Annotated in this window: 14 protein-coding genes; 2 read left to right on the top strand and 12 right to left on the bottom strand. The window is 42.5% G+C overall.

Annotated features, from left to right (window positions below; all coding sequences use genetic code 11):
- Nucleotides 1–26 precede the first annotated feature (26 nt).
- The 12 genes from NMM25_RS09560 to NMM25_RS09505 form a co-directional block, all read right to left on the bottom strand.
- Entirely contained in the window at nt 27–692 is a 666-nt protein-coding gene (locus NMM25_RS09560) for a lantibiotic ABC transporter permease (RefSeq protein WP_254736723.1), read from the bottom strand.
- Nucleotides 693–705: 13 nt separating this feature from the next.
- Complete coding sequence (locus NMM25_RS09555; RefSeq protein ID WP_254736722.1) at nt 706–1,371, bottom strand: hypothetical protein; 666 nt, start codon at nt 1,369–1,371, stop codon at nt 706–708.
- A 1-nt stretch (nt 1,372) separates the two neighbouring features.
- A complete protein-coding gene (locus NMM25_RS09550) occupies nt 1,373–1,945 on the bottom strand; it encodes a hypothetical protein (protein WP_254736721.1) in 573 nt (190 codons plus the stop codon).
- Nucleotides 1,946–2,246: 301 nt separating this feature from the next.
- Entirely contained in the window at nt 2,247–3,101 is an 855-nt protein-coding gene (locus NMM25_RS09545; RefSeq protein WP_254736720.1) for a VOC family protein, read from the bottom strand.
- A 110-nt stretch (nt 3,102–3,211) separates the two neighbouring features.
- A complete protein-coding gene (locus NMM25_RS09540) occupies nt 3,212–4,249 on the bottom strand; it encodes an aldose epimerase family protein (protein WP_254736719.1) in 1,038 nt (345 codons plus the stop codon).
- A gap of 146 nt (nt 4,250–4,395) precedes the next feature.
- On the bottom strand, nt 4,396–5,391 hold the full coding sequence (gene lacD / locus NMM25_RS09535; RefSeq protein WP_254736718.1) for a tagatose-bisphosphate aldolase: 996 nt from the start codon (nt 5,389–5,391) through the stop codon (nt 4,396–4,398).
- Nucleotides 5,392–5,401: 10 nt separating this feature from the next.
- On the bottom strand, nt 5,402–6,568 hold the full coding sequence (locus NMM25_RS09530) for an SIS domain-containing protein (protein ID WP_254736717.1): 1,167 nt from the start codon (nt 6,566–6,568) through the stop codon (nt 5,402–5,404).
- 223 nt (nt 6,569–6,791) lie between these two features.
- Entirely contained in the window at nt 6,792–7,196 is a 405-nt protein-coding gene (locus tag NMM25_RS09525) for a PTS sugar transporter subunit IIA (RefSeq protein WP_254736716.1), read from the bottom strand.
- 6 nt (nt 7,197–7,202) lie between these two features.
- The gene (locus NMM25_RS09520) at nt 7,203–8,018 is read right to left on the bottom strand and encodes a PTS system mannose/fructose/sorbose family transporter subunit IID (protein ID WP_254736715.1); all 816 of its coding nucleotides are present in this window, start codon (nt 8,016–8,018) and stop codon (nt 7,203–7,205) included.
- Nucleotides 8,005–8,910: a PTS mannose/fructose/sorbose/N-acetylgalactosamine transporter subunit IIC gene (locus NMM25_RS09515; protein WP_000616992.1), complete on the bottom strand. Its 906-nt coding sequence runs from the start codon at nt 8,908–8,910 to the stop codon at nt 8,005–8,007. Before NMM25_RS09515 ends, NMM25_RS09520 begins: the two co-directional genes overlap by 14 nt.
- A 26-nt stretch (nt 8,911–8,936) precedes the next feature.
- Nucleotides 8,937–9,413, bottom strand: coding sequence for a PTS system mannose/fructose/N-acetylgalactosamine-transporter subunit IIB (locus NMM25_RS09510; protein ID WP_000156968.1), 477 nt, complete (start codon nt 9,411–9,413; stop codon nt 8,937–8,939).
- Nucleotides 9,410–11,197: a beta-galactosidase family protein gene (locus tag NMM25_RS09505; RefSeq protein ID WP_254736714.1), complete on the bottom strand. Its 1,788-nt coding sequence runs from the start codon at nt 11,195–11,197 to the stop codon at nt 9,410–9,412. Before NMM25_RS09505 ends, NMM25_RS09510 begins: the two co-directional genes overlap by 4 nt.
- 321 nt (nt 11,198–11,518) lie before the next feature.
- Here NMM25_RS09505 and NMM25_RS09500 point away from each other — a divergent pair, with 321 nt between their 5' ends.
- On the top strand, nt 11,519–12,235 hold the full coding sequence (locus NMM25_RS09500) for a GntR family transcriptional regulator (protein WP_001007181.1): 717 nt from the start codon (nt 11,519–11,521) through the stop codon (nt 12,233–12,235).
- A 302-nt stretch (nt 12,236–12,537) separates the two neighbouring features.
- On the top strand, nt 12,538–16,569 hold the full coding sequence (gene strH / locus NMM25_RS09495; protein ID WP_254736713.1) for an LPXTG-anchored beta-N-acetylhexosaminidase StrH: 4,032 nt from the start codon (nt 12,538–12,540) through the stop codon (nt 16,567–16,569).
- Nucleotides 16,570–16,618 lie beyond the last annotated feature (49 nt).

Genomic DNA, 16,618 nt, shown 5'->3' with positions numbered 1-16,618 from the left:
ACTACTGCTAGACATTCTCACTAATTTCATTTTATTTCTCCTCTATAAATAAAGTTATTGGTGCTTTTCTTTTTCCAGCCTGTGAATACTCGTGCATACTCAAACCAATAGAAGGGAATGCATCCAATACTTACTGCCACAAGACTAGTAACAATATATACCGCCGGCAACGTAAATAAACGTGCTATAACTACGACAATTGCTGCTGAACAAGTAACAATAACAGAAGGGATATGTAACATTGTCTTCCTGAACTCTCCAGATGGCAAAGTCTTAGCTTTAGGGACAATTAACAACTGGTAAATAAAGGTGAGTAACTGAAAAATAAGGCTTAGGCCAATCAACACTATAAAGATAGACCAGTAGTCATCTCCCAAAAATATAGAACTCCAGAAGAGAAATTCAATGTGAAAAATTAGCACAGACGTAGCCGGAAATATTTGCAATAATTTTGATTTGGAAAACTTTTGAAATAGCAAGAACATGAATAACAAAGCCAATAGATGATAAATAGCAATATGAAAGATATTCATACTTACATCATGTATTTTACCTTCTATAAAAATAGACACTATAAATATCAGCAAAGTAAACATTACTTCAATTGCACCTGACTTTAAAAAATCAGAGTTTTTTATAGGTCTAGTATCCACAACTGCCATATTCAAAAATTCAATATATTTTTCTTTCATCCTATCCTCCCACTTATTTCTCTTCCCCAAATAACACTTTCCCCTGCTTGTATTTTCGTACGGCTAAGAGCCAACGGATTGGGTTGTTTTGGAACAAGAGCAGTACGACACTAATTGGGACGATCGTTGCTCCAATTGGTACCATGAACATGGACGGCTCAAACCATTCATGTTCATAGTAGGGAATGAAGGTCCCAGGTATGGCAAAGAACACAACAATAACAAAAACAAATAGAAGAACGAGGATAGCAAATAGATACAAGATGATTTTATCGACTGTTGGTTCCTTATCTGGTGACTTCCTCCAAAAGGTACTACTTTCAACCGCATCTTTAAACTGTTCTTCACTTGCTGGGACAAGCGACTTAGCCCCACTGTAGAACAGTTTTTCAAATCCATAAACACTTCCGATAAAAACGAAAAGGATAGCGGCTAGATGGATAGGTGCCATCCACTCACTCAATCTAAAGGGCGCTATCAAAGAACGAATCCAAATACTGATGATAGCAACTAGCAAGAAAACAAAGAAGACAACCCAAGGCCACTTGGATTTCTTTGAACTGATAGCACCATCGGTTTCTGACGAGGCGCTAGATTCTGTCGCTAAAGCCTCTCTCGTCTTTGTGTTATAGTAGACGGATTGCTGGCATCCTTGGCCTATATAAATGATTTTTCTCATCTTACATTTCTCCCTCTTTCCCTCGGCTACCGTCCTGTAATGTCTCCATCAGCTCCTTGAACAGTCGTTTGCGCGTTTTCATCCGAAAATCATAGACTATATATGTAAGAATACCAATCCCTAACATGTACATAAGTAAAAATTGAAAATCAGAAACAGTCAGATAACGATAGGCTGAAAAAATCGTTATTAAAACAAAAATGTAGCCAACTACTGTCAACGCCCTAGATTTTCTCTTAAGTGTTTTGATATTGGCTTTTGTGAGCCGGACTTTTCTAAATCTATCTGTCTTCATGTTACGTCGGGTAGACTTGGCAAAGAGAATGGTCCCGAAAACCAAAAACAGAGACATCAGGATAAAGAAAATCAGATTGAAAGGGGAGGAGACATCTCCAAAGGTTTGGTTGAGCAACTTTGACAGCCGTTGGAAGGAATAGATTGCAATAGGAGCAGCAATGGCTGAATAATTCATGCCTTGTTTTACACTGTAGAATACTTGATTCTTCAGATCATAATAGATAAAAGAGTCCTCCAGAGGGCCCATACTGATTAATTTTTTTACACTTGTGTCCATCTTATTACCCGTCTCCTAAACTCAATGCGGATATTCAACCAGAATCCTACTTTTTCTTAAAAGCATCGTGACGACGATTGCGAGTAGTCTAGCTTTTTCGGCATTTGCCTTCCTAGAGAAAGAAAAGTTTATTAGTATTATAGCATGAACCCCCAGAAAAGGGGAAATATCCCCGGCAGATACCTTTGCTAGATCCAAGAAAGGTTTCGTCATTTCATAAAAAAGCGAACAAATCCGCATTCTAAAAACAGAATGCGAGCTTGTCCGCCTTTTTCTATGTCTATGATGTGTTTTTCACATCTCATCGTGCCAAGCAAATGCGGGTCACAATCCCATCTGGGTCTACAAGATCCACTTCACTCGAATGTAGCCATTTGATCGGTGCTTCTAGCTCTTGCGCTTGCTTAACGATGTCCAAGAGTTCTTCCTTGCTTTCGACCTCAAGGACATAGTAGGCCAAGCCTGGCAAGCCTTGCTCACGCGGAGCCAGCCCTTTTCCAGCCCATTCGTTGACAGCCAGGTGGTGATGGTACTGACCAGCCGCTATCCAACTAGCACTAGGAATGCTAAATTTATCTTCTAGTCCTAACACCTTTTGATAAAACTGGCTCGCCGCACGACTATCCTTCACCGATAGATGGATATGCCCCATTCTCGCCCCTTCAGCTAGGATAAAGGGATCTACCTTTTCCCCTAGCTCATAGATGTCCTGTGCCGCAAGGGCTTCGGTCACACCGATAATGCGACCGTCTTCTCGAATATCCCATGAAGACACTGGCTTATCACGGTAGAGTTCAATGCCATTCCCTTCCAAATCCTCTAGATAAATAGCCTCGCTGTATCCATGATCTGCACCTCCGACCAGAGGAATCCGCAAATCACTTAGGTGTTTCAAGACATCTGCCAAGGCTTTTCGTGTCGGCAACAAAATCGCCAGATGGTAGAGCCCATAATGCTCCTTTACTTCCCCCGCCTTTTCTGCCTGAATCAAGTGAACCAAGGCTTTTCGACCAAGTCCCAAAATCGCTTCTGTCTCTGTTTGAGATAAAATCTCCAAGCCAATAATCTGGTGATAAAAAGCCGTTTGACTCGTCAAATCCTTGACATTTAAAACCGCCTCTGCTAGGTAAATATAGCTTTGGTATGCATAAGTCATCGGGTGTCTCCTTTTGTTTGTTGTAACTTTAAGTATTACATCAATTATACACTATTGAGATAAAATGTCAACTAAGACAACTCAAAAGAGCTGGAAACCAGCTCTTCTTTTTATTTTACAACAAGCTCGTAGCGAGTTTTGCTGGTGAAAGTTTCCCCTGCTTTGAGAATGACCTGGTCTTTGAGGTCACTGTGAATGGCATCTGGTAAAGCTTGCGCTTCAAGGGCAATCCCATTGTGTTGCAGCATTGGCTGACCAGCTATGAGCACACTCTCATCCACAAAGTTTGCTGTGTAGACCACAAAGCAAGGGGCCTCTGTCTTGAACAGCAGGAAACGACCTGAGTTTTGGTCATAAAGGAAACCAGCATTGTCATGACCAGCAGGAAGGGCAAATGGATGATCCAAACCAGATACCAACTGGATTTGTTCATCTTCCTCTGCAAAGATATCCTTCAACAAAGCTCCATTGTAGATGTGTTTAACCACATCACGAGTGGCGTCTGGAGTCTTAGCTGGAACACCGTCCGGAGCGATTGGGTAAATGCCCTCCGTATTTAGCTGGAAGACATGGCGGTCAATTGTCTGCGTGAAATCACCAGACAAATTGAAGTAGCTGTGGTTGGTTGGATTGACTAGCGTATCCTGATCAGTCGTTACCTTATAGCTGATTTCGTAGGCGCCAGTTTCTTCCAAGTGATAGCTGATCCATATCTTGAGATTACCAGGAAATCCTCCTGTCCCGTCTGTACGCTCTGTGTAGAGGGTTAAGCCATGGTCGCTCACCTCTACCAATTCAAACAAGCTCGAATCCCAACCTGTTGAGCCACTGTGGTTACAGTTGCTAGCATTATTGACTTCAAGATTATAGGTCTGGCCATTAAGCTCAAATGTCGCACCTGCAATACGGCCCGCTACAGGACCTACACTTGCTCCATGCTTGGGACTATTGCCTACATAGCTAGCAAAATCATCAAAGTCCAAGATCACATTGGCAAAATTCCCAGCCTTGTCAGGTGTAACATAGCGCAAAATGGTCGCACCATAGGTCATAATTTCTAGTTGATAGCCACTGTCAGTCTCAAAGCGATAGGCCAAGACATCCTTGCCCTCATGATTTCCAAATACACGCTCTGTGTATGCTTTCATTCTTCTCTCCTTTGATCCATTTCTCTTAAGTAAACAAACCATAGAGAGTGTCTCACCATCTATGGTTGTAGTTTTTATTTTCAAAATCCTTTGTCAGAAAACCTTAAGTATCTTCTTAACAAAAAGGAATTCTTCTATTCTTGTTTTTATGCTTCTACACGTTCAGTCCATGAAGCCGCTGTTGTTTGAAGAACCTTGTTGAGTTCGTCAATGTTCTCAAATCCAGTTGTGCGTAGCCATTCACGAGCTGCTGCCTCACCATCTTTGATGTAGGCTTCAACTGATCCAGCCCAAGTTGCACGGCCGCAAAGAACTCCATTGAAGTTCGCGCCTGATTCGTGGGCAAAGACAAGGGTTTCTTGGAAGAGTTTGGCTGATACACCCGCACTCAAGTAAATGTACGGCAAGTTTGTTGCTTCATCTTGTGCTTTGAAGAAGGCTGCTGCTTCTTCACGAGTATGAACGATTTCACCATCGCCAAAACCTTCAACGTATTTGACGTTGACTGGAACTTCCACTTTCAAGACATCGATGTTGAAGCGTGGGTCTGAGAAGACCTTCATAGCACCGATAACCTTGTGTGGTTTTACTTTTGCGTATTCTGCAGAACCTGCATCAGCGATTTTTTCATCGTAAGCGAGGATTTCAAGGAAGAATGGAATGTCTTCCGCCACGCATTCAGATCCAATGCGTTCGATGTAAGCTTGTTTTTGTTGGTTGAGTTCGTCAGAGCTATCTACGTCATAGTAAAGCAAGAACTTGACAGCATCTGCACCTTGTTCCTTGATACGTTTTGCAGACCAAACGTCCAAGCAGTCTGGCAAGCGTTTGGTGCTAGTTGTATCGTATCCTGTTTTTTCATAAGCAAGGAGAAGACCTGCATTTGGAGCAAGAGCTTTAGTCGCTGGAAGTCCGTACTCAGGGTCAAGAAGCATAGAGGATGCGTATTTTGTCAATTCATCTGCAACCAAGACTTTGAGTTCTTCCATTTGATCCACTGTTGGCTCTTCTGTTTGATACTGAGCCATGAGGCGTTTCAAAGCACCACGTTGGTCAAAGGCAAGAGCTGAGATAATGCCGTTCTCGTCAGATAGTTTTTGCAAGCAAGCTACTTTATTGGGACTTAATTGTAATTTACTCATAGACACTTCCTTATTTTTGATAGTCATGAATGATCACACCTTGTACCACACGGTTTACAGTACCAGTAGGAGACGGTGTATCTGGTTTATTTTTTACCTTGAGTGAAGTCAATAGGGCAAAGAGTTGAGCATAAACGATGTAAGGGAAGACACGGTAAATATCGTTCAAGACACCGCCACAACCAAGTGCTACTTCTTTGACATTTTCAAGACCAAAGGCTTGATCACTCAAGAGCACAACACGACGAGCAATCTGATCACCAGCCACTTCACGAACCAAGTCCAAGTCGTACTTGCGAGTGTAGTCTGTCGTTGTACCAAATACCAAAACAACTGTATCTTCGTTGATAAGAGATTTTGGACCGTGACGGAAGCCAACTGGACTTTCATACATGGTCGCAACTTGACCAGCTGTTAATTCCAAAATCTTGAGCTGTGCTTCATGAGAAAGTCCAAAGAAAGGACCAGCGCCCAGGTAGATAACACGGTTAAAGTCAAGGTTAACAAGCTCTTTAACATCTGCTGCATTGTCTAGAACTTTGCGGGCAAGGCTAGAAACAACTTCAAAACGTTCAGCTTTCACAGCAAATTCTGTAGGATCAAAAACCAAGAGAGCTGTTAACATCATGGACGTAAAGCTAGAAGTCATGGCAAATCCAGCGTCATTGGAAGCAGCTGGTTGCAAGAGCAAAAGATTGCGCTCATCGCCATGAGCTTGAAGAGCCAATTTACCATCTGCAGCACATGTAATGGTCACTTGATAGAGGTCATCAACCAAGGCTTTAGCCAAATCAACCGTCGCCACACTTTCAGGTGAATTCCCACTGCGAGCAAAGGATACAAGGACAGTTGCCACATCTTTTTTCAGATAGGTTTCTGGATTGGCTACGATATCTGTTGTCGCAATAGAATTGAAGTTCCATTTGCGTTCGTCATAGACTTCCTTAAAGTATGGTACCAAGGTATCTCCCACATAAGCAGAAGTCCCAGCACCTGTCAAGATGACCTTGATATAGTCATGTTTATCAGCGATTCCTTGTAGGAAGGCTGCAATTTCTTCCCGTTTTGCTTGATAGGCTTCAAAAGCTTCTTTCCATACATCGGGCTGTTGGTAGATCTCACGAGTCGTGATTTCTGCACCCAGTTCAAGTAATTCTTCTTTTGTGTAATTTAGCATAGAGTTCCTCTAATCTATTGTTGTTTCATTCCTATTGAAAATATGGGAATGGGAGTGACTCCCATTCCCATGTATATTCTATATAAGATGCTCTAACGATTTAGCCGTTGTCACATCGTATACTCAATGAAAATCAAAGAGCAAACTAGGAAGCTAGCCGCAGTCTGTACTTGAGTACGACAAGGCGACGCTGACGTGGTTTGAATTTGATTTTCGAAGAGTATTATTCGTCTTCGTCATCATCGAAGCCCGCTAACAGGTCGTTGACTTTTACGATGCTTTCTGCAGCGCGACTCTTGTAGTCCGCATCTGCACATGTAAGGCTTGCATTGATAAATTCAATCACCATTGGAAGATTCATCCCTGCGTAGAGTTCAATGTCGCGGCCTTCCATGATCAAACGGCTCACCACGTTACATGGTGTTCCGCCGAGAAGGTCCGCAAAGACTAGGAAATCATCCAATCCTTCGATAGCAGCTTCAAATTTTGCAGTAAATTCTTCTGGGCCATCTTCTGGAAGAAGAGCCACTGCATGAATGTTGTCCTGTGGACCCATGATCATTTCTGTGCTACCTTTAAGTTCTTCACAGAAGCGACCATGACTCACTAAAATTAATGATTTAGTCATAATCAATTACATTCCAAGTGCAAATTTACCAAGAGCAGAAAGAGCTACTGCAAGAACGATAATGATACCGATCGCTTTAGTAGAGTTCATACCTTTCTTACCAAGCAACCAGAAGATAAAGGCAGTAAAGATTGCTGGAAGCAAGCGTGGGAAGATTGAGTTCAAGATGTCTTGGAAGTCAATCATCTTTTCACCGATTGGCAATTTGTAAGAAATGTCAAAGTTGATCATTGTTGCTACAAGAGCACCCATCATGAAGACACCAAGTACAGATGCAGCGTCAATCAAAGCTGTCAAGGTACTTTGCATGTTGTTGATAAGGTTAACCCCTTCTTTATATGCAAATTCCAATTGTTTCCAACGGAAGATGTCATAAGCAACTGCAACTGCGATCCAAAGGAAGATACCCCATGGTTGGCCAGCGATAGCCATAGTTGCTGCGATAGATCCCATGATAGCAGGTACAAGTGAACCAAAGATTGTGTCTCCAAGAGGAGCAAATGGTCCCATCAAACCTGTCTTGATACCGTTAACGGCATCTTTTGAACCTACACCATCTTTTTCTTCCATGGCAAGGTCAAAACCAGCGATAATTGTGTGGAAGAATGGAGAAGTATTGAAGAATTGAGTATGAACTTTCATCATTTCTTTCAATTCAGGAGTTCCATCCCCATACATTTTACGCAATTGAGGCAAGATCATGTAAAGGTAACCAGAAGCTTGCATACGCTCATAGTTCCAACCTAATTGGAAAGTAAACAAGCTACGTTTGTTGATTTGATTAAAATCTTCTTTTGTAAATTTGTAATTAGAATTCGTCATCTTCGATTTCCCCACTTTCTGATGGTGTAGAAGGTGCTGCTACAGCTACTTTTTGGCTGTTCTTAAAGTGAACAACTGCAAGGAAGATACCTACGATAGAAACACCGATCATAGACAAACCTTTGAAGTTGTTAGCAAAGCCAATCTTTTCAGCAACATCAGCAGGAAGAGTACCAAGGATACCCGCAACAGCTCCACCAAGACCTGTTACATATGAGTAAAGAACAGTCAACATAGCTGTCAAACCGAATCCCATTGCAAGGTAGTGAAGGTTACGTTTAACTGGAAGGTAACGAAGCAAGATTGCAAATCCAAGACCTGGAAGCATACGACCTGCAAGTGTCAAACCATCTGCAATCCATTGATATTCTTTAACAAGGTCTACTACTGATTGTACAAAAGCACCACCAAAAGCAAGAGCGAAGAATACTGGAAGGGCACGAGAAAGAGCCCAAGGCACTGCACCAAGTAGGTAGTTGCGTTCGATACCTTTGTAGTCAAAGCGTTCGATCGCAGCATCAATACGGTGTGCAAAGAAAGTAGTTGTCATACGTCCAAGAACGTCGAAGTATGTCAAAAGTGCTGCTACTGGTACAGCGATTGTTGTAATCGCAAGATCTGTATCAATACCTTGAGAGATAGAGAATGCTGTTGCAAGAACCGCACCAGAAGTTGCGTCGATACGAGAAGCACCACCGAAGGTACCAACCCCGAGAACGAACAACTGCAAGCTACCACCGATAAACAAACCAGTTGTCACATCTCCCATGATCAAACCAGTAATAAAACCAGCGAATACAGGAGAACCTGCAGATGAAACGATTGTCAACTCATCACAGATTTGATAAGCTGAGTACAAAGTGAGAAGTAAAATTTGCCACCATTGTATCATAACAATGACCTCCTAAAAATTTTTTCCTATTTTAACAAGCTCAAAAAGTCTGAAACTGGATCATTTGGAACCATTTGAGCAGTGAGTTTTACACCTTTTTCTGCTAGTTTGTGGAAGTCTTCCACATCCTTGTCTACCACGTTGATAGAACGTGTGATAGAGCGAGTTTCTGGTGTTTGAGACATATTGCCGACGTTGAGTGTTTCAAGCGGAACACCTGCTTCGACCAAACCAAGGAAACGGTCTGGTTTACGTGCAACGATAAAGAGACGTTGGCTATCGTATTTACCAGCAAGGATATTTGCTGCTGCTTTCTCAACTGGCAAGATACTGAGTTTCACACCTGGTGGTGTCGCAAGTTTCAAACCACTCTTTTCAATATCGTTGTTAACAACTTCGTCGTCTACAACCATAATGCGTGAAACATTTAGTTTTCCAGCCCAAAGATTGGCTACTTGACCGTGGATCAAACGTCCATCGATACGGCATCCTACAATTGTCATAAGTTTTCCCCCTTTATGTGTTTTAGTGTAGGTTTACGAGTTAAATGAATCTCTTCTCTATATTCGCCCTCAGTTTCAAAGATGATGATGCGGTTAGCACCTTCCTTGAGATAGCTATGAGGGATATAAAGTGAGAGGGTCGGGCCGACGTTCCAGAAACGTCCTAAGTGACGCCCGTTGACAAAGGCAACTCCCTTACCAAACTCAGACAAGTCTAAGTAGGTATCTTTTGGCTCTTCGACCGTAAAGTCGAAAGCGTAAAAGGCTGGTTGTCCTTCTGTCCATCCTTTTGAAAAATCAATTTTCTCAGGATTATCCAATGGTAGTGGATATTGTTTCCAATTCAGTAAGAAATGTAGATCCTTGCAGACACCTGTACGAATGCCTTTATGTTGCGTATCTGCTAAGAACTTGTGTCCATAGTTAACACGCCCCATATTTTCGATCAGGATATCAATCTCTGAACAGCCTTCTCGGTTTCCCTGACAGTAGATGTCTTCACCAATCTCTGTCTGGTATTGAGTAGCAATCCATTGACCATCTACAAAGAGTTGAGCTCGGTCACGTCCATCGATGATACGGAGACGTTCCTCTTCTGCATCCCAGCTTGCCTCAGTGCGATAGAGCAGGTAGCCATAACTTTGACCAAGTTCTTCCATCGCTTTTGGATAGAGACTTTCAGTAGGACTAGAGAGACTATCCAGGGTTTCAAACAGGGAAACTTTTTCGACCAATGGAACGGCCCCTATCTCCATGCTTTCCTTATAGAGTGGTTCCAACTGTGGATACTCTGGGAAGTGGGTTGCCATCATCTTCTTGACTGCTAAGTATTTAGCAGTTGGATTTCCTTCTTCATCGAGAAGGGCATCATAGTCGTAAGATGTGACTTGTGGCAAATCCAGAGTTCCTCGAGCCGAGCAACCATTCATGAAACCAAAGTTTGTTCCACCATGGAACATGTAAAGATTGATAGAGCCTTGCTCCAATACCTCTCGAACAGCTTCTGCCAATTCTTTAGGATCCCGTGTGATGATGGGTTCTTTCCAACGATTGAACCAACCATCCCAGAATTCCATACACATGAGGGGCCATTTCTTGCCATACTCATCAAAGAATTCCTGCATCTGTGAAAAGTTGTACGGAGCTTTAGAGCCGAAGTTCCCTGTCACAAAGAGGTCGTCTTCGATCAAGGTTCCGGCTTTCAGAGTAGCCCTCCATGGGCCATCTGAAGTAAAGAGTGGGCAATCAATCCCTCGGTCTTCCATCAATTTTCGAATCGCTCGTAGATAAGACTTATCTTCTCCATAAGAGCCATATTCATTTTCGACTTGCATCATGAGAATGTTTCCACCATTATCCAACAAGCGAGGCACAAGCCTTGGCAATAATTGGTCATAATAGCGAGCAACCGCCTCGATGTAGGCCGGGTCGGACGAGCGGATTCGCATGTCCTTGGTCAAGAGCCAAGCCGGCAAGCCACCAAATTCCCATTCCGCACAGATAAATGGAGACGGGCGTACAATGGCATAGAGACCCAAATCTTGTGCTATTTGAAGAAACCTCTCCAAATTTCTGGCACCTTCAAAATCAAATTCCCCTTCAACAGGTTCGTGTAAATTCCAAGCTACATAGGTCTCGACTGTATTAAAGCCAAGCGCCTTTAAGTTATAGAGAGAATGATACCAATCCTCTGCTGGAATCCTAAAATAATGAATGGCGCCGGACAAAATCTTGAACGATTTTTCGTCTAAATAGAAATCGTCCTCAATTTTAAATCTGGTCATGTTATTACCTCTGACGAATTAAGTTTGCGCTTTCATTTATTATAATATTAACTATAATCAAATCTTTTGCATTTGTCAATAGGTTTTAGAAAATTATTTAAAATTTTTCTATTTTTTTACTTACCGTTTACCGAAATTATCTAAAAATAGCATGAAAACGATCTTTTTATGTATGATAATTCACAAGAACATCAAATGAATTTTTTTACATGTAAAATAACATTTTTAGTCTATTATTTTAATTTTTTGACCTTAATACTACTCTTTTCTCTATATTTGTGGTAAAATCAAAATTGGAGAAAGAGAATCGAGGTGAAATTTATGGCTATTCCTAAATACCAATATATTAAAGATGAATTAAAAAATAAAATCATCTCTGGTCAATTTGCAAGTGGAGATAAATTTTATACAGAAGCCGAATTGATCGCGATGTACGATGTGAGTTCAATCACAGTTGTTCGTGCCTTGAACGACCTTGCTAAAGACGGCTACATTGTCCGCCAACAAGGTAAAGGTACTTTCGTTTCACGTGCCCGCAAGCACAAACTCGTTGAGTTTTCAGATGTCGAAATCTTTGAAACAAAAGACGATAAAGTTACTGTCCTTTCTATCGAGCGCGGAAACAAACTTGAATATTTAGATAAACTTGGACTACGTGGAGATCAATTCTACTATAAGATTGAACGTATTCGTCAGACAAACGACGTGACATACATCTACCACACATCTTATATTCCTGAGCAATACATCAATGCCAACTATCCAAATCTTGACTATTATAGCTCTATCTATACACGTTTCAAATTGGATTACCGCATTCACATGAGTGATGAACATTTTGAGGAAATCAACGAAATCGCATTCCCAACTCCAGAGCATGCTGCTTCTGTACTCGGAATCGATACACAATTCCCAACTGTCTTCCAAACGAAGACTACAAAACTTGAGGCCACTGGCCAAGTCCTTGCCTATAGTGAAACTTATAAGCGAGCAGACTACTACAAAATCAAATTCATCTCATGTAACCGAGGTCATTAAGAAAAAGCCTGAGCCTAGCTTAGGCTTTTTCTATATTCATTATAGCACGAGAAAGAAGTTGGGAAAACGCTATGAAGGGCTCTTATTTAATTAGTAGCATTTTTACTAAAAACAAGGTAAATTTTCATTTGGTTTTTCCTCTGTTTTATCCCTCATTAGCAAATTTCTCCTAAATCTTATGATTTCCTCTATTTATTATAGTTCTTATATAAACCCACTTGACATTTTACTCCTTAGATAATAAAATAAAATTGGTTTTATGTAAACGCTATCATATATGATAATAACAAGGAGGTTTTGTCATGAAACTAGAAAAGAAACAGCGCTTCTCCATCCGTAAATACGCGGTTGGGGCAGCTTCTGTACTTATAGGATTTGCTTTTAGCGCTCAAGTCGTATCTGCCGACGGGATTACTCCAGCTCCAACAGCTGAAGAAACTGTTCAAACGATTCAGGAGAGTCCACAAGCAGTCAAAGAAACTGTAGACTCCAAGGTCCCAGAAAAACTGGAAGAAAAGGCTGACAAACCTGTAAAAGAGGAGGTCAAAGAAGACCAGGAGGCTCCTCGAACAGTTGCTCCAACAACAGAAGAGTCAAGCGCACCAGTTGTGACAGAAAATGCTACTCCAACTCCTACTGCCGAGAAAGAAAGCCCTGCCCCAGCTGAAACTCCTGCTGAAAGCACTTCTTCAGAAAAGAAAAATGAAGCCGTCACACCTGCAGTAGCCACTCCTAACACGGAACGAGCAGCTCAGGTAAATGAAAAACTGGCGAAAAGAAAAATGATTTCAATCGACGCTGGACGTAAGTACTTCTCTCCAGACCAACTCAAAGAAATCATCGACAAAGCCAAACACTACGGTTATACCGATCTTCATCTACTAGTTGGAAATGATGGCATGCGTTTCATGCTAGACGATATGACAATCACAGCCAATGGTAAAACCTATGCAAGCGACGATGTCAAACGTGCACTCGAAAATGGAACTGATGCCTACTACAAGGATCCAAACGGCAACCATTTGACAGAGAGTCAGATGACGGACTTGATTAACTACGCTAAAAACAAAGGCATTAGTCTCATCCCAACTGTAAACAGCCCTGGTCACATGGATGCGATTTTGCATGCAATGAAAGAACTAGGCATCCAAAAACCGAACTTCAACTACTTTGGTAAGGAATCTGCTCGTACCGTTGACCTTGATAACAAAGAAGCTGTTGCATTTACCAAAGCTCTGATTGACAAGTATGCTGCTTACTTCGCTGGAAAAACTGATATTTTCAATATCGGGCTAGACGAATATGCCAACGACGCTACAGATGCCAAAGGATGGAGCGTTCTTCAAGCCTATAAATGGTATCCAGAAGATGGATTCCCTGATAAGGGTTATGATAAATTTATCGCCTATGCTAATGACCTTGCTCGCATCGTCAAATCTCACGGTCTCAAACCAATGGCCTTTAACGACGGTATCTACTACAATAGCGACACTAGCTTTGGAACTTTTGACAAAGACATCATCGTTTCTATGTGGACTGGTGGATGGGGCGGATACGACGTCGCTTCTTCTAAACTCCTAGTTGAAAAAGGCCACCAAATCCTTAACACCAACGATGCTTGGTACTACGTCCTCGGACGAAATGCCGATGGCCAAGGCTGGTACAACCTCGACCAAGGGCTCAATGGTATCAAAAACACTCCAATTACTTCTGTACCAAAATCTGATGGGGCTACTATCCCATTCATCGGTGGTATGGTAGCTGCTTGGGCGGATACCCCATCTGCACGCTATTCACCATCTCGCCTCTTCAAACTCATGCGTAGCTTCGCAAATGCCAATGCTGAATACTTCGCAGCTGACTATGAGTCTACTGAACAAGCTCTGAAAGAAGTCCCAACAGACCTTAACCGCTATACTGCAGAAAGTGTCGCAGCTGTCAAAGAAGCTGAAAAAGCTATTCGCTCACTCGATAGCAACCTCAACCGTGCCCAACAAGACACCATTGATCAAGCAATCGCAAAACTCCAAGAAGCTGTAAGCAACTTGACCTTCACACCAGAAGCTCAAAAAGAAGAAGACGCGAAACGCGAAGTTGAAAAACTTGCCAAGAACAAGGTAATCTCCATCGATGCTGGACGTAAGTACTTCACACTCGACCAACTCAAACGCATCGTAGACAAGGCGAGCGAACTCGGCTACTCTGATGTGCATCTTCTCCTAGGAAATGATGGACTTCGCTTCCTCCTTGATGACATGACCATCACAGCTAACGGCAAAACTTATGCAAGTGATGATGTCAAAAAGGCCATCATCGAAGGAACAAAAGCTTACTACGATGATCCAAACGGAACCACTCTTAGTCAAGCTGAAATCACTGAATTGATCGAGTACGCAAAATCAAAAGGCCTCGGACTCATCCCAGCAATCAACAGCCCAGGTCACATGGATGCCATGCTCGTCGCTATGGAAAAACTTGGAATCAAGAATCCTCAAGCCAACTTTGACAAGGTCTCTAAGACAACCATGGACCTTGAAAACGAAGAAGCAATGAACTTTGTCAAAGCCCTCATCGGCAAGTACATGGACTTCTTTGCAGGCAAGACAAAGATCTTCAACTACGGTACAGACGAATATGCCAATGACGCTACCAACGCTCAAGGCTGGTACTACCTCAAATGGTATGGACTCTATGGCAAGTTTGCTGAGTACTCTAACACCCTTGCTGCTATGGCTAAAGAAAGAGGCCTTCAACCAATGGCCTTCAACGATGGTTTCTACTACGAGGACAAGGATGATGTTGAGTTTGATAAGGATGTCATCATCTCTTACTGGTCTAAAGGATGGTGGGGCTACAACCTTGCATCTCCTCAGTACCTTGCAAGTAAAGGCTATAAATTCCTTAATACCAACGGAGACTGGTACTACATTCTCGGTCAAAAACCTGAAGATGGTGGCGGTTTCCTCAAAAAGGCAATTGAAAACACTAAAAAAACACCATTTAACCAGCTTGCATCTACCAAATATCCTGAGATAGATCTTCCAACAGTTGGAAGCATGCTTGCCATCTGGGCAGATAGACCAAGCGCTGAGTACAAGGAAGAAGAAATCTTTGAACTCATGACTGCCTTTGCAGACCATAACAAAGACTACTTCCGCGCTAACTACAATGCACTCCGTGAGGAACTTGCTCAAATCCCTGCAAACTTGGATGGATACAGTAAGGAAAGCTTGGATGCTCTAAATGCAGCGAAAGAAGCTCTCAACTACAACCTCAACCGTAACAAACAAGCCGAGTTAGACGCTCTCGTAGCCAAACTCAAGGCAGCCCGCCTAGGCCTCAAACCAGCAGTAACCCACTCAGGAAGCCTTGATGAAAATGAACTAGCTGCCAATGTTGAAACCAAACCGGAACTCATCACAAGAGCAGAAAAGATTCCATTTGAAGTTATCAAGAAGGAAAATCCGAATCTCCCAGCTGGTCAGGAAAAGATCATCACACCAGGTGTAGAGGGCGAACGCACTCATTACATCTCTGTTCTTACTGAAAATGGAAAACAAACAGAAACGGTTCTAGATAGCCAAGTGACCAAAGAACCTGTGACCCAAGTGGTTGAAATCGGTGCCCCTATTACTCACAAAGGAGATGAACACGGTCTTGCTCCAGCCGTAGAGGCAAAACCCAGACTGGACATCCAAGAGGAAGAGATTCCGTTCACTACCGTAACACGTGAAAATCCACTCTTGCTCAAGGGGAAGACTCAAGTCCTTACCAAAGGTGTTAACGGTCGTCGCAGTCATTACTACTCTGTAAGCACTACTGCTGATGGCAAAGAAGTGAAGACTCTTGTTGATAGCTTTGTAACGCAAGAAGCAGTGACACAAGTCATTGAAGTCGGAACCCTTGTTACCCATGTAGGAGATGAACACGGTCTTGCCCCAGCCACAGAAGCAAAACCTAGACTAGACATCCAAGAAGAAGAGATTCCGTTCACTACCGTGACACGTGAAAATCCTCAATTGCCAAAAGGACAAAGTCAAGTCGTCGTTTCCGGAGTAAATGGTCGCCGTACCGTCTTCTACTCTGTTAGCACTACTGCTGACGGCAAGGAAGAAAGAACCCTTGTCAATAGTGCGGTATCACAGGAAGCAGTCACTCAAGTCGTTGAAGTCGGCACTGCCGTTGAGAAGACAGAGAATGCTCAACCAACTACTGCCAAAGCAGATGAAAAACAACTCCCTGCAACAGGAAGTCAAGACTCTGCAGGCTTGGTTGCAATAGGACTCATGGGCACACTAGCAGCCTACGGACTCACTAAGAGAAAAGAAGACTAAGATTCTTCTAAGAGAATACGAAAAAGCGAGATTGAATCTCGCTTTTTGT

It is taken from the genome of Streptococcus sp. CF10-1, assembly GCF_024295825.1.
Lineage (GTDB): Bacteria > Bacillota > Bacilli > Lactobacillales > Streptococcaceae > Streptococcus.
The sequence above is the reverse complement of the archived record's forward strand: the minus strand, read 5'-3'. Positions and strand labels throughout refer to the sequence as shown.